Annotated in this window: 19 protein-coding genes; 8 read left to right on the forward strand and 11 right to left on the reverse strand. The window is 42.8% G+C overall.

Annotated features, from left to right (window positions below; genetic code table 11):
* Window positions 1-7: 7 nt before the first annotated feature.
* From ACZ5O6_RS07665 to rpoE, 4 genes are all read right to left on the reverse strand, one after another.
* Window positions 8-484: a SoxR reducing system RseC family protein gene (locus ACZ5O6_RS07665; protein ID WP_447092308.1), complete on the reverse strand. Its 477-nt coding sequence runs from the start codon at window positions 482-484 to the stop codon at window positions 8-10.
* A gap of 109 nt (window positions 485-593) precedes the next feature.
* Window positions 594-1,574, reverse strand: coding sequence for a MucB/RseB C-terminal domain-containing protein (locus tag ACZ5O6_RS07670; RefSeq protein WP_447092307.1), 981 nt, complete (start codon window positions 1,572-1,574; stop codon window positions 594-596).
* 243 nt (window positions 1,575-1,817) lie between these two features.
* Window positions 1,818-2,516, reverse strand: coding sequence for a sigma-E factor negative regulatory protein (locus tag ACZ5O6_RS07675; protein ID WP_447092306.1), 699 nt, complete (start codon window positions 2,514-2,516; stop codon window positions 1,818-1,820).
* Window positions 2,517-2,650: 134 nt separating this feature from the next.
* Window positions 2,651-3,256 carry an RNA polymerase sigma factor RpoE gene (gene rpoE, locus ACZ5O6_RS07680; RefSeq protein WP_447092305.1) on the reverse strand — a complete coding sequence of 202 codons (606 nt, stop codon included), beginning with the start codon at window positions 3,254-3,256 and terminating at the stop codon, window positions 2,651-2,653.
* A gap of 159 nt (window positions 3,257-3,415) precedes the next feature.
* Between rpoE and nadB the strand changes: the two genes are divergently transcribed.
* On the forward strand, window positions 3,416-5,038 hold the full coding sequence (gene nadB / locus ACZ5O6_RS07685; RefSeq protein ID WP_447092304.1) for an L-aspartate oxidase: 1,623 nt from the start codon (window positions 3,416-3,418) through the stop codon (window positions 5,036-5,038).
* On the opposite strand, the gene ACZ5O6_RS07690 is transcribed toward nadB, so the two are convergent.
* Together ACZ5O6_RS07690 and ACZ5O6_RS07695 are read right to left on the reverse strand one after the other, a co-directional pair.
* Window positions 5,035-5,565, reverse strand: coding sequence for a protein YgfX (locus ACZ5O6_RS07690; protein WP_447092303.1), 531 nt, complete (start codon window positions 5,563-5,565; stop codon window positions 5,035-5,037). The two genes, nadB and ACZ5O6_RS07690, sit on opposite strands and share 4 nt — an antisense overlap.
* Window positions 5,534-5,785, reverse strand: coding sequence for an FAD assembly factor SdhE (locus tag ACZ5O6_RS07695; protein WP_447092302.1), 252 nt, complete (start codon window positions 5,783-5,785; stop codon window positions 5,534-5,536). Before ACZ5O6_RS07695 ends, ACZ5O6_RS07690 begins: the two co-directional genes overlap by 32 nt.
* A 140-nt stretch (window positions 5,786-5,925) precedes the next feature.
* Here ACZ5O6_RS07695 and ygfZ point away from each other — a divergent pair, with 140 nt between their 5' ends.
* Complete coding sequence (ygfZ, locus tag ACZ5O6_RS07700; RefSeq protein WP_447092301.1) at window positions 5,926-6,906, forward strand: CAF17-like 4Fe-4S cluster assembly/insertion protein YgfZ; 981 nt, start codon at window positions 5,926-5,928, stop codon at window positions 6,904-6,906.
* Between the two features lie 66 nt (window positions 6,907-6,972).
* Window positions 6,973-7,512, forward strand: a complete 540-nt coding sequence (locus ACZ5O6_RS07705; protein WP_447092300.1) for a DUF4124 domain-containing protein — start codon at window positions 6,973-6,975, stop codon at window positions 7,510-7,512.
* Window positions 7,513-7,617: 105 nt separating this feature from the next.
* On the opposite strand, the gene ung is transcribed toward ACZ5O6_RS07705, so the two are convergent.
* Together ung and ACZ5O6_RS07715 are read right to left on the reverse strand one after the other, a co-directional pair.
* On the reverse strand, window positions 7,618-8,310 hold the full coding sequence (gene ung / locus ACZ5O6_RS07710; RefSeq protein ID WP_447092299.1) for a uracil-DNA glycosylase: 693 nt from the start codon (window positions 8,308-8,310) through the stop codon (window positions 7,618-7,620).
* Window positions 8,311-8,339: 29 nt separating this feature from the next.
* Window positions 8,340-8,915: a peptidylprolyl isomerase gene (locus tag ACZ5O6_RS07715; protein WP_447092298.1), complete on the reverse strand. Its 576-nt coding sequence runs from the start codon at window positions 8,913-8,915 to the stop codon at window positions 8,340-8,342.
* A 533-nt stretch (window positions 8,916-9,448) separates the two neighbouring features.
* Here ACZ5O6_RS07715 and ACZ5O6_RS07720 point away from each other — a divergent pair.
* Together ACZ5O6_RS07720 and ACZ5O6_RS07725 are read left to right on the forward strand one after the other, a co-directional pair.
* Complete coding sequence (locus tag ACZ5O6_RS07720) at window positions 9,449-10,816, forward strand: DEAD/DEAH box helicase (protein ID WP_447092297.1); 1,368 nt, start codon at window positions 9,449-9,451, stop codon at window positions 10,814-10,816.
* On the forward strand, window positions 10,816-11,298 hold the full coding sequence (locus ACZ5O6_RS07725; protein ID WP_447092296.1) for an NYN domain-containing protein: 483 nt from the start codon (window positions 10,816-10,818) through the stop codon (window positions 11,296-11,298). The genes ACZ5O6_RS07720 and ACZ5O6_RS07725 overlap by 1 nt, the downstream gene beginning before the upstream one ends.
* A gap of 53 nt (window positions 11,299-11,351) precedes the next feature.
* On the opposite strand, the gene dbpA is transcribed toward ACZ5O6_RS07725, so the two are convergent.
* Window positions 11,352-12,740, reverse strand: coding sequence for an ATP-dependent RNA helicase DbpA (gene dbpA, locus ACZ5O6_RS07730; RefSeq protein WP_447092295.1), 1,389 nt, complete (start codon window positions 12,738-12,740; stop codon window positions 11,352-11,354).
* 159 nt (window positions 12,741-12,899) lie between these two features.
* Window positions 12,900-13,106, reverse strand: a complete 207-nt coding sequence (locus ACZ5O6_RS07735; RefSeq protein ID WP_447092294.1) for a cold-shock protein — start codon at window positions 13,104-13,106, stop codon at window positions 12,900-12,902.
* A 384-nt stretch (window positions 13,107-13,490) separates the two neighbouring features.
* Between ACZ5O6_RS07735 and ACZ5O6_RS07740 the strand changes: the two genes are divergently transcribed.
* On the forward strand, window positions 13,491-14,132 hold the full coding sequence (locus ACZ5O6_RS07740; protein WP_447092293.1) for a response regulator: 642 nt from the start codon (window positions 13,491-13,493) through the stop codon (window positions 14,130-14,132).
* A 68-nt stretch (window positions 14,133-14,200) separates the two neighbouring features.
* On the opposite strand, the gene ACZ5O6_RS07745 is transcribed toward ACZ5O6_RS07740, so the two are convergent.
* Window positions 14,201-17,836: a PAS domain-containing hybrid sensor histidine kinase/response regulator gene (locus ACZ5O6_RS07745; protein ID WP_447092292.1), complete on the reverse strand. Its 3,636-nt coding sequence runs from the start codon at window positions 17,834-17,836 to the stop codon at window positions 14,201-14,203.
* A gap of 300 nt (window positions 17,837-18,136) precedes the next feature.
* Between ACZ5O6_RS07745 and ACZ5O6_RS07750 the strand changes: the two genes are divergently transcribed.
* Window positions 18,137-19,288 carry an IS4 family transposase gene (locus ACZ5O6_RS07750; protein ID WP_447093036.1) on the forward strand — a complete coding sequence of 384 codons (1,152 nt, stop codon included), beginning with the start codon at window positions 18,137-18,139 and terminating at the stop codon, window positions 19,286-19,288.
* Between the two features lie 116 nt (window positions 19,289-19,404).
* On the forward strand, window positions 19,405-20,598 hold the full coding sequence (locus tag ACZ5O6_RS07755; RefSeq protein ID WP_464283494.1) for an ISL3 family transposase: 1,194 nt from the start codon (window positions 19,405-19,407) through the stop codon (window positions 20,596-20,598).
* The last annotated feature ends 28 nt before the right edge of the window (window positions 20,599-20,626 follow it).

The following is a 20,626-nucleotide window of genomic DNA, read 5'->3' on the forward strand; positions in this document are numbered from 1 at the left end:
TAACTCCTTATTTTTTAGCAGAATAAATAACCACACCACTCACGAGAGATTCCGGAGCAACAACTGTCGGCTGGTAACGGGGATCATTTTTATATCGAAGCCCATGTAAGCGAATAATATAAGCTCCACTTAATAAGCCCAGAACACCTGCAACAATTAAAATACTATCAGCCATAAAATATGTATGGGCAACCCCAGAGAAAACAACCAATAATAAAAGTGGCAAACAATACACCAGCAACGAACTCACCACGATGATGTGCTCTGGGATAGCAATATTCACAACATCGCCAACCGAATATTTAGTGGTATCATTTTTATCAATAAGCGCCTTAACACTGGCTGAACCGATGCCGGTACTCGATAGTAACCGCTGACCACAACCTTTGCGTGCACGGCAACTACCACAAGTAGACTGCTGTATGGTTTCAACCCACACACTATCGTTATTGACGGAGGTCACCGTACCCGTTTCAGTAAGCATTATGATCCTATTAGTATCCGACGATTTAGAAGAAGCATTCAATATTTTACGAGCGAAAAGATATATTGTCTTGGAGACACCAAGTTAAATGATAGTGAACAAGCGGGACTTATTTTTCCTGCACAGAAACAGCCATACGCCGAGCGGTCGCCGTAGGGATTTCGCCAACGACAGCAACGAGTTTGTCTTTATTGAAAGACAAGGGTGACAACACCGCAATCGTTGCACCACGCCGCGCTGTCACTTTTGGCAGATCTTGATGCTGTCGAGAGGTAATAAATACCGAAACAGAAACCAACCCATCAGTAAACATTAATACCTGTTCACCCTGAGCTGTAATTCGGTTACCTGCCGAAGAAAAGCCTTCGGGCAGCCACTCGACAACCCAGGAACTCTGAAATTGTTCCGTATGACAAGGCTCAACTTCTGGCACTCGCCAAGAAATAGCGTAATTTTCACCATCCGTCGAATCCGACGGAACCGATGGTTGATTCAGGCTCAAAGAAACAAACTGCATTCTCTCAACAATATTGGCACTTTCAACAACTGCCGAGCGTAATATTAACCCTGTTTTTTGATCAATATCGAATCGGTGTGCATAGCGATCATCATTTTTCGGCGCAAAGTAAATACTAAGAGCTTGGCGCCCTGCTACACGAGACTGCCCCTCAAATCGAACATCATAGGAACGTTTTAGCGCTTCCTGATTAAACACACTAGGCCATAAACCCCACCGTGTATTCCCACCAACGCAATAATTAAGCTCTTGTTCTCTCAAAACACGTCGACTTTCACCATTAAGAAAAGCAAGCGTTTGATAGACCCTAGTAAACTCACCCGATGCATCAATACGCTGATCTAAGCTTAAAGTGTTTAAAGAGCCATTAGCTTCATAAGTAAGTAGCCCTTTGTAGCTAAAGTGCCGATTAGCATTAACCACATCATTCAGCAGGTTTTCTATCGTTAATTCTTTATACGATTGCGAGGAAGGCGTAACATGGCCATTAGCGGTCTTTTTTGAGTCTATAACGCCCTGAGCCTGAACAGAATGAGACAACAACAGTGTTAGCAATAGCAACACATAGTGCATTATGCTACGTCGAGTAAATAACAAGGGAAGCGATGACAACATTAACGATTTAATTCATTAGTATAAAAATGATCAGTGTAATACAAAATCATTTCGTACGCGCTGGCTTTAGGGAAAAATGAAGAGATTAAATGAGGATGAAACAATATTGTATCGATGAAAGGTCACTAGGTAAGCACCACAAAAGACTCCTTAAATGTGATAACTAATTACTATCATTTAAAGAATCGGAGGGTTTATTGTTTATTCTGCTGAGTTTTCAGGCACGCGAGCATACGGCAATACACCCTGCTGTGTATTTTGCGATGCATTCTGTGCATGCTCTAGCATTAAGCGATTAACCTGCTCTTCCGCTTGCTTCAACTGCTCTTTAGTATCCTCATTTAAAGTAATTGGAGCACGTTGCTCATTAACCAATGATGAAGTTGCTTCATTGCTAACCGTGCTCACTACAGTATCGGAAGGGATACCTTGCCCAAAACTCGAAGGTGAGCTGGCAGATGGCAATGTCACCGGATCACTATCAACAATTTGATTATCTAAGCCCGAAGGCGAAAACTGAACGCCTAGAACGACTGCTCCAGCGACAGATGCTGCAACGGCAAAGCGCCCAACTCCAGACCACATCTGGCGAACACCTGATTTTTTAGCCGCGCTAGCCGACTTCTCTCCATAAGTTGGCTCTTCATCAATAGCAGAGCTAATAGCCAGCGAAAGGTCAATAGTAGAGAAACCTACAGCATCATCAGAACGGTTAACCGCACTAGCCGAGTGATAACGAGACCATTTTTTCCTCAACACTTGAAAGTCGCCGTCATTCGCTTTTAATAAACGACGTAGCTCCAGCTCACTGATTTCACCATCCATCAGACCAGACAGGGATTCCTGTAATGTTTCAGAAACATCGGTATGGGAGGACGCTTTATGATTTGTTTGGCTCATTGATCTACCTTTAAATAGCATGTTGTGTGCTTTAATTACTAACAAAGCTGCAATATATGACGTTTTGTTATTAGCAAAGTTCAGTTTTTAGTAAAAATTTTTCGAAATAATTAATTTCTTTGTTTATCAAATACTTAAAAATCATCGGTCATTGGCTTAATCACTTTATCGATCGCTTCTCGCGCGCGAAATATACGAGAACGCACCGTACCTACAGGGCATTCCATAATTTCCGAAATCTCTTCATAGCTAAGCCCTTCCATTTCACGCAATGTAACGGCTGTTCGCAAATCATCAGGCAACCCCTGAATAACTGAATGCACGGCTTGCTGTAGCTCATCTCTAAACAAATTATTTTCCGGTGTATCCACGTCATGTAAATTATCATTACCGGCATAATATTCCGCATCATCTACATCTACATCCGAGGATGGCGGTCTACGCCCTTTTGAAATCAAATCATTTTTTGCCGTATTAATAGCGATACGATACATCCACGTGTAAAAGGCGCTTTCTCCCCTAAAATTAGGTAACGCTCGATAAGCCTTAATAAAGGCTTCTTGTACAACATCGTGTACATCGGCTGGATCACGCATATAGCGATGCACAACCGATATGATTTTGTGCTGGTACTTTAGTACCAGTAGATCAAACGCACGCTTATCACCTTGCTGCACACGTTCCACTAAAAGCTGATCAGCATCTCTTGCCGATGGCTCTTCTACTGATGATTCCCCCAAAACGTTCCCCTAATCTTAACTAAATTCTTTTAATCGACTATTTAATCGACATTCAATGTGTAGTATTTATTTTTCTGAGCTGTAGGACTCACGCCATAACAATAAGTTCCGCAATGGTATACTAAAGAATCAAACGAACAATAACGAGTAGCTTATTTGATGAAAAACCATTTTAGCCATGATGTACTTATTATTGGCAGCGGTGCAGCAGGGCTCACATTAGCACTTAATCTCGCTGCAGTAGGCCGTGTAGCCGTTATTAGTAAAGATCGCCTTAATGATGGATCCACATGGTATGCGCAAGGTGGAATAGCTGCTGTTTTAGACGACTTAGATTCGACTGATGCACACGTAAAAGATACCTTAGATGCAGGAGCAGGGCTATGCCATGAAAGCGCCGTGCGTTTTACTGTTGAAAATAGCGTTGATGCGATCAATTGGCTGATAGAACAAGGGGTTAACTTCACACGTAATGATAATAATCAACATTACCACCTAACGAAGGAAGGCGGCCATAGTCATCGTAGAATCATTCATAGCGCCGATGCCACAGGCAAAGCCGTACACAGCACTTTAATTGAGCGTATTGAAGCCAGTAAGAACATCGATATTTTTGAACAACACATTGCTATTGATTTAATTCAACAGGCTGATGCACATAAGCCACGCCTACGTTGTAGCGGTGCCTACATCTATAACCGAGTGGCTGATACTGTGTGCACATTTGATGCGAAGGTCGTTATCCTAGCGACAGGCGGCGCCAGTAAAGTCTATTTATACACCAGCAACCCTGACGGTGCGAGTGGCGATGGCATTGCTATGGCTTGGCGAGCGGGTTGCCGTGTAGCCAATATGGAATTTAACCAATTCCATCCCACCTGCTTATACCACCCCAAGGCAAAAACCTTATTAATCACTGAGGCATTACGCGGCGAAGGCGCTCACCTCAAATTACCCAATGGCGAACGCTTTATGCATCGCTTTGATCAACGTGAAGAATTGGCGCCACGAGATATTGTTGCACGCGCCATCGACCATGAAATCAAACGTCTAGGCTGCGATCACTTATATCTCGATATTAGCCACAAACCGGAATCTTTTATCAGCAGCCATTTCCCTACGGTACAAAAACAATGCTTACAGTATGGCATCGACATTACTAAAGAACCGATCCCCATTGTTCCTGCTGCACACTATACCTGCGGCGGTATTATGGTAAATCAGCATGGTGCAACAGACTTAGAAAATCTCTACGCCATTGGTGAAACATCATTTACTGGCCTGCATGGCGCAAACCGCATGGCCAGCAACTCCTTACTCGAATGTATTGTCTATGCGCGCTCAGCGGCAGAACATATCCGAAAGCAATTGAGCACTATTGAAGCAACAACGACACCACCAGAATGGGATGAATCTAAGGTGACAGACTCCGACGAAGACGTGGTTATTGCGCACAATTGGGACGAATTGCGGCGATTTATGTGGGATTATGTCGGCATTGTACGCACCCATAAGCGGCTAGAGCGCGCCCAGCATCGAGCTAAACTGCTCCAAAAAGAGATTGCTGAGTACTATAGCAATTACAAAGTGGGCAACGATTTAGTCGAGTTGCGCAATCTGGTCACAGTAGCGCAACTCATTATTCGTTCAGCACTAGAGCGTAAAGAAAGCCGAGGACTACATTACTCTTTAGATTATCCTGAGTTAGGTAAAATCACTCGCGATACTATTTTAGTCCCTACTAACTTTGCTGGACAGAATATTATTGTCGACCAACACTAAAGCAAACGGTCGGAATGATTGGGTGGCGAAACCATGTATTTGATAACCACCTTTAACCAACGAAACTCGTCCGACCGGCAGCTATCAAAGGCTACAGGAAGATAGCGCAAGCGGCCTTCCGCACTTTGCACAGATAATATGAGTAGAAACCGAGAACAATATGACCAACCTACCAGGCTAAAAGCGCCCTCCTGACTCCATACATTGTTACCGTAATATTTTGCTCGCTGCTGAGCCTCTGGCATCAATAACCAATCACCATGAATATGGTGCAAACTCAACAATGGCATAGAAATATATCGATAAAAAAGATTGAACAAGGAAATGCACAATAATAAGAGGCCCATGGCGACCACTACGACTGGAATTGAAGACAACACCAAACAAAACAATGCCGTGATATGTAACAGCAAAGCAATGCCAAACAATCGTAGCGAAGGAGATAAGCGTACCAACCTCGCGCTAGGCGATACACACGCACGGCCGAAGTGAATACTACTCGTTGGGTTGCATACCGGTGTTTTCACGTATTATCTTCACTATCCTTAGTAAATCGGGGTCGGAGGGGTCTTCCCTTCGCATAAACCATCCAAATAAGTCTTGATCCTGCTCTTCTAATAATTGATGGTAGCGCTGTTGATCTTCATCAGACAGTGTTGAGTAAACATTCTCAATAAAAGGCATCAGCACCAAATCTAACTCTAACATGCCACGACGGCTACTCCAAAACAAACGATTTTTATGCATAATAACCCACTAGTATTTTGACTGTTTATACGTGATTATAAGGTATTGTGTTGGCATGTATAACTAATATAAATGCCAACAACGACAAAACACGACCTTTTAACAAAGACTTCAATAATTGACTATACGATACCAGCGCTATGACGTTCTACCCTATTCAACATGCCATACTTCTCATCAAAGGAATCGATGCAAAGAAATTTTTACAGGGCCAAGTCACCTGCGATATTGATGCGCTCAGTGACGATAATAGCTCACCAGTACTTGCCCCTATCGGTGCTCATTGCACTCACAAAGGACGAGTACTTTTCAGTTTCAGAGCATTACAGTTACCCAACATAGAAAACAACGAGGTAAGCGAGCCAGTTATTGCACTATCAACCCCCTCTGATATGGGTGATGTCGCGCTAGCAGCATTGCAAAAATACAGTGTTTTTTCAAAAGTTGAACTATCTCTTGCATCACCGCCCTATCGGATCTTAGGCGTTCAAGGAGAAGAGGCCACACAATCATTAAGATCATTATTAAGCAATACAACGACCAAGAATTCAGGCGAAAAGGATTTACTTCCCTCTGAGCCACACACAGCGATACACACTACGCTAGGCACTATCGTTTGTGTTGCAGAAGCGAGCTATGAATTATGGCTGACCGAACAACAAGCCATTAGCTTGACTGAAAACACAACAACGTCGTATCCACTAGACAATAACTATTGGCATACCGTTATGATTCAATCAGGCCTTGCGCATGTTGATCAAAGTACCAGTGGCGAATTTACACCCCACGATTTAAATTACCCGAATATCCCTCATGCAGTCAGTTTTAAAAAAGGTTGCTACACGGGGCAAGAGGTTGTTGCTCGGATGCATTATTTAGGCAAATTAAAAAAGCATGTGTACTTGTTTACGGCTCCCGCAAATCAAAATGAACCTTCTATAAACGGCAAGTCCGTATTTAGTTCAGAAAAGACACAAGCCGTTGGAACCATTATTGATAGTTGTATTAGTGAACAACAGTATATTTTTCTAGCGCTCGTCACAAGTGACTATATTGAACAAGGCGATCTATACTTAGATGAAAACCAGACACTTGCAATAGAGTTATTATTGAAAGAGTAATTATCGAAAAATAAATCGTGGCCTGATCAAAGGTTCAACAAAAATATAGAACAAAAGGAGCTCAACATGAGCCTGCGAATTAAAGTTATGTGCGCACTACTCATTCTTGGATGTGCAGGGTTATTTATTTTAAAAAAGCCCGATGGCAGACCGGTTTTATCTATCGATGAATTTTTACCTGACACATCAGAAATAAGTACCTTAGCTCAAACACTGCTTGATGAATTTGACAACATTTATAATGAAGCAAGCACTATTCTGGCGGAAACAGAAAATAGCGATATTCAGCAATCTGTCGAGCCTGCTAATGACTCAAAAATCTACCGCTGGAAAGATAATAATGGCAATTGGCAATTTTCAGATACACCGCCATCCAACCAAACAGCAGAAGCCATTCAGGTCAGCGGTGATCTTAATAAAGATTTAAGTGTAACTTACACCGCCCCCGAAAAAGAAATAGTGAGCGATGATATACCGGCTAGTGCTCAGCCATCGTCGGTACTACCGATGACGGTTTCACCTGATAAGGTATCCAAATTGATAGAAGACGCTAACAACATCCAAAAACTAATGGATGATCGAGCAGACACGCTGAATAATTATTAGAGATTTTACGAAAGCCATTTCACTCTCATGAGGCTCTTATCCCACAGAGAGGTTACGAGAAAAATGTACTCAATCGGCCACTTTTTCCTTGTTTAAAGGTATCTCTTAAAGTGATAGCCAATCAATAGGAACGTCACCTTTTTGAGTTAAATAGTGATTAGCTGCGGAAAAATGCCCGCAACCAATAAACCCTCGATAGGCGGATAATGGCGATGGATGAACTGACTTCAGCACACAATGTTTTTCTGTATTAATCAGCTTACCTTTTTTGTGTGCGTAGCTACCCCACAATAAAAACACGATACCTTGCTGCTGCTCATTTAAAAGCGCGATAACCTTATCCGTAAATATCTCCCAACCCTTGCCTTGATGTGAACCAGCATTGGCTTGCTCAACCGTCAAAGTTGCATTCAATAGCAGCACTCCCTGCTCAGCCCAAGACTGCAAACAACCATGCGTTGGAGCTTCACCACCAAAATCACGATGCAGTTCTTTAAAAATATTTATCAGAGAAGGCGGAATGCGCACCCCCTTAGGTACCGAAAAGGACAAACCATGCGCTTGACCACTACCGTGGTAAGGGTCTTGCCCCAAAATAACCACTTTCACATTGTTAAATAAAGTGTATTTAAAGGCGTTAAAAATATGCGCCCCCCGAGGAAAAATGGCTTTACCCGCCGCTTTTTCTTGCTGTAAAAACTGCTTAAGCGATTGCATATAAGGCTGATTAAACTCATTTTGCAAATGCTCAAGCCAGCAATCTGGCAAGTCAACGTTATTCTTTTTGGTGGATGACATTAAATACTAGGAACCCCTAAATAAGCCAATTAAGGCAATATTACCGCTTCTTTTATATAATCAGGGTTGGTCACTTTACCATTATCCGCACTCGCCCCTTTTTTAATACTGTTAACAACTTTCATGCCCGCCACGACTTTACCAATCACGGTATACTGTCCATCTAATCCTGTTTGAGCATCCGTCATAATAAAAAATTGACTATTGGCAGAATGAATATAGCGACTACGCGCCATACCCACGACACCTTCCTTGAAAGAAATATCAGAGAACTCTGCTTTAAGATCATCGTATTCAGAGCTGCCAGAACCCACTAGGCTTTCATTAAATCGTTCGCGCCCACCAAATTCGACATCTCCGGTCTGAGCCATAAAACCCGTAATCACTCGATGAAAAGCCACGCCGTTGTATAAACCCTCTTCGGTTAGCTGTTTAATTCTTTGCGCATGATTGGGAGCAACTTTAGTATTTAACTTAATGATAACAACACCCTTTTCCTCTCCTTTAGAAGAGGCGATCGTCAGTGCTAGACTGTCAGCATGGCTAGCAAGTGGCACGAACAACAACGTTATCATCAATAGTAATATGCGTGGGTGGCGGGACATAATCATTTCTCTTTATATTTTGAAATACCGTATTATTAATTAATACCTGTCATTGAAAAACGGGATAAAGTATATCGTACCTGTGGTGCATTCTGAGCTACATTGCATTCATAGAACAGAAGAGCAGGTTATTTCTTCAGCAACTCTTGGCAGCAGGGAAGCTGCCACGAAGCTTATAGGATATATTTACAGCGTGTTGCTGAAGAAATAACCTGCTTTTTTGTTCGAAATTTTATAATGCACCACGAGTATATCGTATTATTTTCTCTCACACGAACAAAGACAACCGAAACAAAAACACAGCAAAGATCGCTAGTACTCGACACAAGGATACGCTAAGCTGCGCTGCCCATAGATCGCCAGCCATTTAAACAAGTTCATCGTACGAATATGCGATCACGACAATATTGATGGAATCCCTTACATTTACCACCACAATGGTTTAGTTAAGTGTTTCGCTATAACCTATCAACTTACTCCAATTGCACTACAAAACACCACTAACTGGCACTTACTGACTAAAAAGAGACATTATGCATTTTTCCGATTTGGGGCTTTCAGATCCCATATTACAAGCCGTGACTGACAAGGGGTATAACACTCCTTCACCGATTCAAGCACAAGCAATTCCCGCCGTCATCAAAGGCCGCGACGTGATGGCCGCTGCCCAAACAGGCACAGGTAAAACCGCCGGGTTTACCCTACCTTTGCTTGAGCGTTTATCGACGGGCAAAAAGGCTTCGCCTAATCATGTTAGAGCGTTGGTGCTCACGCCAACGCGTGAACTTGCCGCTCAAGTCGCCGAAAGTGTTGCTACCTATGGCAAATATTTATCGCTCAAATCAACCGTGGTCTTCGGTGGTGTAAAAATTAACCCTCAAATGATGAAGCTGCGTGGAGGTGTTGATGTACTCATCGCCACACCCGGGCGACTTCTCGATTTATATCAACAAAACGCCGTCAAATTTGACGAGCTCGATGTGCTCATACTAGATGAAGCCGACCGCATGCTAGACATGGGGTTTATTCATGACATTCGACGAATACTCAAAGCGCTTCCCAGTAAACGCCAAAATTTAATGTTTTCTGCCACATTTTCTGACGATATTCGCGAGCTAGCTAAAACGATCGTCAATGATCCGATAGAAATATCCGTCACCCCCAAAAACAGCACAGCCAAAACCGTTAAACAATGGATACACCCCGTCGATAAAAAACAAAAGCCCGCCCTGCTGCTTGAGCTTATCAATCACAATCAGTGGGAACAGGTACTCGTCTTTAGCCGCACCAAACACGGAGCGAATAAGCTAGCGACATTTTTGGATAAAAATAATGTAAAGGCAGCGGCGATTCACGGTAACAAAAGCCAAGGCGCACGTACCCGCGCCTTAGCCGAGTTCAAGTCAGGAAAAGTGCGTGTATTAGTCGCGACTGATATTGCCGCTCGCGGCTTAGATATTGAACAGCTTCCTCAGGTTGTCAATGTCGATTTACCCAACGTGCCCGAAGACTATGTTCACCGTATTGGCCGCACAGGTCGTGCCGGTGCAACAGGTCAAGCTATTTCTCTGGTGAGTGCCGACGAAATACAGCAACTGAGCGATATTGAACGCCTAATACAAAAGCTACTACCGCGCGAATTAGTGGATGGATTTGAGCCTATACATGATGTACCTGAGTCGCGATTACGCCCCCCTGCACGTCCCAAAAAGCCTAAAAAAAGTCGCCCTACAGATAGTAATAATGCCGACCATAGAAATAAGCGCGGACAAAATACCCGAGGCAATCGATCATCCCAAGCGAAAGGGACTAACAAAGGAGCTAATACTAAAAGCCGTCGCAATAACACAGCATCAACCCATAATGGGCCAACGGCGAAAAAGCCAAGCCGTCGTTCATAATGAATAAAGTCGCAGTATTTGTCGATGTGCAAAATATTTATTACACCACACGCGATACATACCAGCGCTCGTTTAACTACCGACAATTTTGGCAAAACATTAGTCAGCAATCCACTATCGTATCGGCGTATGCCTACGCCATTCATCGAGGTGATGAGCAACAACTGCGATTTCAGCAGGCGTTAAAAAGCATAGGGTTTACCGTAAAATGTAAACCCTACATTCAACGTCAAGATGGATCGGCTAAAGGCGATTGGGATGTCGGTATCACCATTGATATTATGGCTATAGCGGCGGAAAAATCCGTCGACAAAATAATCTTACTCTCTGGCGACGGAGACTTTGATTTACTACTCGAAAAAGTAAAAAGGGATTACCACATCCCTGTCGATGTGTACGGCGTGCCAGCACTCACAGCAAAAAGTTTGATCGACTCCGCGTCGGCGTTTTTGCCTATCACCACCGACATGCTCATGAACTAGATAAACTGAATGAGATAGCACACCCGCTGTTCTGAGCTTGTTTTAGCTCTTTATTAGCCCCGTATATGACGCACTCGGAAAGAACGTCCTTTTAATTTTCCTTGCTCAATTTTGTAGAGTGCCGTTTTTAATTCGCTGCGACGCACTGCCACATAAGCACAGTGATCAAAGATATGAATTTTACCCACATCACTGCCTGACAAACCATCGTTACTGGTTAACGCACCTAAAATGTCTCCGGGTCGCACTTTTTGACGCTTACCGCCGTCAATTTGTAAGGTTGCCATTGGCGGTTTATATGTTGGCGTATCCAGTACTGTCGACGCAGGTAATGATGATGCAACAATCGTCTTTGATAAATGTTTTTCCAGAGCCTCTATTTTGTAACGCTCTTTAGGGCTATAAAGCGTGAACGCAATACCTTTAGCCCCCGCACGCCCTGTGCGGCCAATGCGGTGAATATGTACATCGGTCTCTCTTGATAACTGGTAATTAAATACTGCATCAAGCTCATCAATATCTAAACCACGCGCAGCAACATCGGTAGCGACCAAAATAGAGGCACTTTTATTTGCGAAACGTACCAAGGTCTGGTCTCGCATTTTTTGCTCCATATCTCCGTGTAGAGCCAGTGCCGAAAAGCCCATACGAGAAAGCTCATCTGCAATGTCTTGTGTTTCCCGTTTGGTATTACAAAACACCACTGCCGCACTCGGGCGATATTCAAGCAACAACAATTGCAATGCCGACACTCTCGATAAACGCTCATCCAATTCAAAAAACTTTTGTTCAATACTGACATTATCATGTGTTGCCGCCACACTCACCCTTATAGGGGAAGACATAATACGTTGCGATATGCTCTCAATATGATCAGGGAATGTCGCACTAAATAGCAGCGTTTGACGTTGTTGACGAGGAAGATAATCAACAATCGCATCTAAAGAAGGCTGAAACCCCATATCCAACATACGATCCGCTTCATCCAGTACAAACGTTGTCACATGCTCCAAACGCAATGTACCTTTACGACAATGCTCCTCGATACGCCCCGGCGTGCCCACGACAATGTGAGCGCCATGTTCTAATGAACCAATTTGTGGGCCAAAAGGCATACCTCCACAAAGGGTTAACACCTTAATATTATGAATACTTCGCGCTAACCGTCGAATTTCTTTAGCCACCTGATCCGCCAACTCACGAGTCGGACACAGTACCAAAGACTGCACACGAAACTGCTTTACCTTGAGTTTATGCAACAATGCAAGACCAAAAGCGGCTGTTTTTCCTGATCCCGTTTTTGCTTGCGCAATGACATCTTGGCCATTCAGCATAGCAGGCAGGCTTTGCGCTTGTATCTCAGTCATCACCTTATAATTAAGTGAATCAAGATTTGTTAGCAGGGAATCGTGTAAAGGGAGTGACTGAAAATCGGTACTCATTAGCTAAAGGCTCTATCAATGAGGGAGAAATATAAAAAAGGAATGAATATTCACTTAGCGTAAGATATATATTGTACGACTTACAGAACTTATCGCACGACAACAAAAAAGGGCAAAACCGAAGTTTTGCCCTTTTCGTTAACCACTGTTTAATAAAAATTAAACAGGAGTAATGTTCTCAGCTTGAGGACCTTTTTGGCCTTGAGTTACTGTGAACTCAACTTTTTGGCCTTCAGTTAAGGTTTTGAAACCTGAACCTTGAATAGCACTGAAGTGTGCGAAAACGTCTGGACCTGATTCTTGCTCGATGAAACCGAAGCCTTTTGATTCGTTAAACCACTTAACTGTACCAGTAGTAGTAGACATAATGTGTATCCTATCTTTTCAAGAGTAATGTAAATTTTACGCAGTATTACGTAAAACTGTTGGGCTAGAAGTGTTGCTATTACTTATGGAAAAACAGAACCAGTGTGTAGAAGTCTACCATCGAGATTTTGTGCATAAATATAAGACGTACTTTCAAGCAGTGAGCATTGTATACCTATCCCATGGCTTGTCAACCAAACTCAAAAAAAGCCGCAAAAAAGACGGTTATTTGGCGCAATAATACATTTATTAGATGATTGTTGCCCCACAATAGAACGAGAAGCGAACAAACGTATTCACATTAAGTAAATCTATTGCTTTGCACCCGCTGCTTAACGGTATACTTGCTATCGAAATAACTATTATTCAGGGTATCCGCTTACCATGTACCACATACATATCGCAGACGATCATCCATTATTTCGTAGTGCTTTATTAACGGTTGTCCATCAGCATTTTTCTGACGTGAAAATCAGCGAATCATCAGATGTCGATTCTACCCTTCAAGCTCTTCACGGTAATGCCGACATTGATCTGCTCCTATTGGATTTACACATGCCCGGTAGCGAAGACCTTTATGGCTTAATCACTATTCGAGAAAAACACCCTAGCGTACCTGTCGTGGTGGTATCAGCCAGTGAAGATAAAGAAACGATCAACCGAGCAATGGGTCACGGCGCCAGTGGATACATCACTAAGTCACTATCGGCTGAAACACTGCATGAGGCGATAAAGGCCGTCTCTGAGGGAGAGCAGTGGCTACCGCCATTGGTGAAGCATCAAATAGTCCCTATTAGCACGGAAGAGAAATCTCTAGCAGTAAAGATGTCAACGCTAACACCTCAGCAGTACCGTGTGCTTTGTTATATCAAAGAAGGCTGGCTCAACAAACAAATAGGTTTTGAGATGGGTATTACCGAGGCAACGGTAAAAGCGCATATTACGGCTATATTTCGTAAACTAGGTGTAAGCAATCGAACGCAGGCTGTCATTGAGTTATCAAAAATTGCATTACCTAAACAATAAGCACTCGGCGACGCTGCCATTATAGAATTCGCGATAACGTCACAAAAGCCCACCACTACACCTAATAGTTACACGACTCGGCGCTCATAAATATGCGCTAATAGCGCACGTAAACGGCCGGGCTTGACGGGTTTACGTAGAAACTCAAATTCGCTATGAGACACCCTCTCAGGCAAACCGATTTCAGACGAAGCAGAAACAATACATATAGGCAATAGCGATTCATGCCTACCGCAAACCAGATTTTGCATTTCCTTAGCTAGCGTAATTCCGTCGATTGTTCGCTCACCCAATTGATAATCCATCAATACTATATCGGGTACAGCCTTCTCACCATTACCAATAGCTTTACAATAATTTCTAGTCTCAGCTACCGACGATAAAGGCACCATTTCGCAATGCCAGCGATTTAAAAGCACTTCAGTCGCTATCAGATTTTCGGGCTGGTCATCGACATACGCCACAACCATACCTGCAAGCGCTTCCTGACCCAGCGCTACCTCACTGTGATGATTAGACGTTATTTCGGTTTGAGACAACACAGGAACACGCACCGAGAAACAACTCCCCTTAGCCATAACCGATTGGCAACGTACCGGGTGCTTAAGCAACTCACTAAAGCGACTAACAACGGATAAACCTAAACCTATCCCGGGAATATGTTCTTGATCAGCACCGTATTGCTTAACAGACGGCACTCGATAAAAATCGGAGAAAATCAATTGCTGATCCTCTTCAGAAATACCCAAACCAGTATCCAGTACACAAATATCAACATAGGACGTTGTTCGATCATCACCCGCCACACGACGACATCCAATAAGCACCTTTCCCGAAGGTGTATATTTAATGGCATTCGACACTAGATTTTGTATCACACGGTATAAATAGTGCTGATCGGTTGTCACCGATACAGAGGTAGGACAATAACGTATAAGCTGTTTTGAAGTACACTGCAAACTGGCCTCATTCACAATAGCCAATAGCATTTTATTGAGATCAACAGCCGTTATTTGCGGTTTAATTTCTCCATGATCAACTTTAGATATTTCTAATAATGTCGAGATAATAGATTCCGTATTGCGGATAGAGGATTGTAGCTTTTCAATAATACCTTGATCTTTCGTCATCCCTTGCTGATTTTCATAACGACTAGAAAGCGCACTAGCATATAAACTGGCCGCATTCAGTGGCTGCATAATGTCATGACTCGCTAGCGCAAGAAATTTAGTTTTTAATGCGTTCGCCGCCTCTGCCGACTTTTTGGCCTCGCGCAACGCGATTTCAGTCTCACCTCTGCGCAAAATTTCTTTCAATAAATTGCCGTTAATTTCTTCAATCATTTGTGTTCTGTCTTGCACTCGCTCCTCGAGTGTGACGTTCATTTCTTCTAAACCCTGCTGGATCCTAATAAGTGAGGTGATATCATCATAGGTCGTCACATAACCACCATTAGGCAATGGGCGACCTTTAATTTCTATAACAATATCACTATGATGCTGGCATTCTGCTCGATACTCTTTACCCTCCACCATATATGTGAGCCGCTGTTTAACGTCGTTATCATCTTCATCAAACAAATGTCTGGAGATGTTAAAACGCATCACCTCGACAACAGGAATGCCAACAAAAAGCATGGTTTCAGGGTAACTAAAAATTTCCTCATAACGACTATTCCATGCAATAAGCCGCATATCTGCATCAACAACACTAATACCTGAGGATACATACTCAAAGGAAGTGGATAGCGCTTCTTGTTTAAAGCGTAATTCTTTTGTTGTTTCACCAAAGAGACTAACGACATCTTCTACCGCCATTTTTTTACCGCGGCAAACACCCTCTATCATAGACTGAGCAGATGCGACGCCGACAATACCAGCCAGTATTTTTTGTGATTGCTCAACAATATATTGATTCGCTTTATCATTGGCGACGTTATCATTCAATGGACGAGATAATTCTAAATCATTGGTCGATGAATAACGCTGCTTAGCGTAATGGGTAAACATATTGTCTACTACAGGCTTATCAACAAATTCTCTCAGTAATACACGTAAATCATCGGTATTAATATCTTGATAATGGCTATGTTGCCCCTTGGTCAATTGCGTAAATGCAATTGCCTGCACTTTATCAATTAACTTCTCAAGTGAAAAAAGAGAGCCCACGATATAAAACAGAATATTAGCTGATAAACTCATTACCACCGCTCGCGTAAAGCTATCGCTAAATGATAAGCCAAATAATAACTCTGGACGCAGCCACCAAACACCCAAAAAACCCTGATCTAAAATCTGGCTACTGATCAAACCCGCACTTGCCAACAAAGGAATGATTAAAGTGTAAACCCATAAAAATAGACCAATCAATAAACCCGCATATAACCCTACAACATTACCTTTTTTCCAATACAGCCCAAATAAAATAGCGGGCGCCAATTGCACAACCAACGCAAATGCAACTAAGCCAATACTGGTTAAAGCCGCATTTTCCGCCAATAATGCTTGATACAAATAAGCGGCAAAAATAACGAATATTACGGTACTACGACGAGAAAAAATTAAACGCTGAGAAAATTCCTGCGCCACTTTATTTTGTGATTTACCACGTAAAAAAATGGGCAAAACGACATCGTTACTTAACATATGGCTCAACGTCATAGTCGATACAATAATCATTGCTGTCGCCGCTGAAAAGCCACCTAAAAATGCCAACATAGCCACCCACGGAAAACCTTGTGACATAGGCAGAGCGATAACATAAGTATCTGCACTCACGTCAGTATCATTACCTAACAGCACATTGCCTGTTGTAGCAATAATGGCTATACAAACACTAATCAACAATAAATAGGCAATAAATACCCAACGAGAAGAACGCATATGCGTACGTGACAAGCATTCAACAAAGGTCACATGAAACATTCGTGGTAAACAGAAGATGGCACACATCGCGAGCAATGTTTCGGTAATAAAACGCGGCCATGCGATCGGCTGATAAAATTGACCTGAAAATAAAACGGATGATGACGTCAACGATGTCACCATCATGTCCTTCCATGGCGTGCCTGCAAGCCAAAAAAAGCACAAAGCCGATACAAAAATCAACACCACTAATTTAACCAGTGATTCAAAGGCGATAGCGGTCATTAAACCTGAGTGATAACCCGATACATCAAGACGTTTCACACCGAATGATAAAGTAAAGGCCATCATGCAAAGAGCGATAACAAATGTTAGATCCTGAGTCGCCAAAAAGTTATCGCCTAAGGTGAGCAATAACGTGTCAGATACCGCTTTTAGTTGTAATGCGATATAAGGGATTGTAGCAATGAGGACAACAATACTGACTGTTGCGGCGACGCTTTGACGCTTACCGTAACGTGACGCTATAAAGTCTGCCACGCTATGAATATGTTCCTGCCGACAAACTCTATAAATACGCTCTAGTAGTGGATAGCCTAAGGTGAATAAAAGAATAGGCCCTAAGAGAATAGGAAAAAAATTCCACCCTTTTTCCGATGCAGTGCCCACCAAACCATAGAACGTCCACGATGTGCAGTAAACACCTAAGGCTAGTGCGTAAACAATGGGGTGCCTGATCCAACGCACCTTATGAAAATATTGCTGATCCCCCCATTTCGCAATTAAAAATAATAGCGCGATATAAAGAAAGAGAACAATAAATAGGATGGCTGGCAGCACAGACTAACTCTTATTATATTTCGAAAGACTAAAGGGTATCATTTCCCATTAATTAACAACGGGTCATGTAGAGTCTACACCCTTAAGTCTGATAGGAATATAGCATTTGAACGCTAGCCCTAATGACTCACACGTATTGCTATTACATCAATAATTGGGAAAAAACAGCAATACATAGACATAAAAAAAGCCCGCACAAGGCCACTACTGTCCCACAGTTTGATCTAGATAAGAAAGCCTGAACCTCACTTGTTATAATGATTCTGCGAAGAAAACATTACTAACAAAGGGGTTCAGGCTTTGTCACATCATAACACCGCATTTCATCAGTTACTAAAACCATTATCTAGACATGAATTTGAAGGGCTTGCTAAAAAGCATCATGTAGGGCAAAAATTAAGGTCGGCCACTCGCTGGGATCAGTTTATTGGTATGGCGATGTCGCAGCTATCTGGCCGCCAAAGCCTACGAGATATTCAATCTAATTTAGAATCTCAACAGGATAAGCTGTATCACTTGGGTGCAAAACCCGTTTCAAAATCAACGCTATCTCGATTAAATGCCAATCAACCTGCAGAACTCTACGAAGCACTTTTTTATAAACTACTGAATCGCTGTAAAAACCAATCCGGCCAGCACAAATTCCGTTTCAAAAATCCATTGTATTCACTGGATGCAAGTGCGATTGATCTCTCACTAAAACTGTTTCCTTGGGCAGCTCATCGAGATGATACCGCTAATGTAAAACTCAGCGTGGGCTTGAACCATGGAACACTGATGCCTGAGTTTGTCGCACTGAGTGATGGCAACGAAAATGATATGGTTAAAGGTAGAGAATTCACCTTTCCAAAAGGAAGCATTGTTGCTTTTGATAAGGGGTATGTGGACTACCAATGGTTTGGAAGTCTTACACAGCAAGGTGTATCGTTCGTAACGCGCCTACGATCTAAAGCCGTTTACCGCGTGTTAGAGCGCAGAGAAGTCAACAAAAAGAAAGGCGTTTCAAGTGATCAAGTTATTCAGCTGAGCAGTGCTCACGCCATCAAACGCGGTGCGCCTACGCTACGACGGATAGGCTACCGAGACAAAAATAGCGGTAAGTTCTATACGTTTTTAACCAACAATTTAATACTGGCGGCGAGTACGATTGCTGCCATTTACAAAGACCGCTGGCAAGTCGAATTATTCTTCAAAGCGATTAAGCAAAACTTACAAATCAAAGCGTTTTTAGGCTTATCAAAAAACGCCATATTGACACAAATTTGGATAGCAATGATTACCTATTTACTACTCGCTTTTGCTCGGCATTCAGCAAAGAAAGGGTGGACAGTGCAGCGCATTCTTCGGGTGATCCAACTCAATTTATTTGAACGAAAAGCCTTGAGAGAGATACTTGATCCAAGTCCTCCTCCTAAACAAAAAGACCAACCTCAAATGAGGTTGGTCTTATGATTTCAAACTGTGGGACAGTAGTGGCACAAGGCAGGCTTTGGCTCTACATCATAAACGGGGGACACCGGTATTTATTAAACTTGATTTTCTGACGATCAATTTAATAGAGGCAACCGATGTCCCACGCAGAAACCATTATAGGCCTTCCCGGTCTTAAAATAGAACGTGTTTACCGTAAACCTGCATTTGAAGTCTGGGCTAAGCCCACTCATCGACCTCAATGCTTGTATTGTCATCGTCATGGATTAACCATTAAGGCGACTCACCAGCGCACCATTAAACACACTCGACAAGGCAATCAGGTGATGACTATTCATCTCCAAGTGCCCAAGTATTACTGTGCGCATTGCCATCGCTATTTTCGTCACCGTTTCACGGGCATACGTCCTCGTTATCGCGCGTCTGAAGCGTATCGATTGGAAGTCTTTGAGGCACATGATGGTGGGGTCACTCAACGTAAATTATCACGGACACACCAGATAAGCCCTGCCACGGTTGAGCGCTGGTATCACCACCACATTGCCCTCAAGCGATCTGAAATGAGTCACCGTCCTTGCCCTCGTGTATTGGGTATCGATGAACACTTCTTTACGCGTAAGAAAGGCTATGCCACTACGTTTGTGGACTTGAGGAATCACAAGGTATTTGACGTCAAGCTGGGGCGCTCAGAAGCCAGCTTACGTCAGTATTTAAAGGGCTTAAACGAACGCGACAAGGTACAAGTGGTGGTGATGGATATGTCTGAGACTTATCGTCGTATTGCTCAGCGTTACTTTCCTAATGCGATTATTGTGGCAGACCGCTTTCATGTGGTTCGACTGATTAACCATCATTTTTTGAAGGTGTGGAAAGGGCATGATGCAGAGGGAAGAAAAAACCGAGGGCTCATCAGTTTGATGCGTCGTCACCAATGGCGATTAACCCCCGAACAGCAAGCGAATCTGATGGATTATTTAAGTGAATTTCCGGTGTTAAAAACGCTATATGAAGCAAAGCAAAAACTGATGAGATTTATACTGCTCAAAACACTCACAGCCCGCCGTACACGTGAAAAATTACCCGGCTATTTTGAGTTGTTGGAGCAACTGAAAAATAGTCCGCTACGGACGCTCGCCAACACACTCACCTCATGGATGGAGTCTATTGTCGCTATGTGGCGTTTTAGTAAAAGTAATGGCATTACGGAAGGGTTTCACAACAAGATGGAGATGATATCAAGACGAGATTATGGCTTTAGGAATTTTGAAAATTATCGATTAAGAGTTCTAGCTCATTGTGGCTGGGATGGTATTATTAACCGAGTGAGATAAATGCCTATCCCCCGTTTATGTTACAGAG

Source organism: Eionea flava (assembly GCF_055393785.1).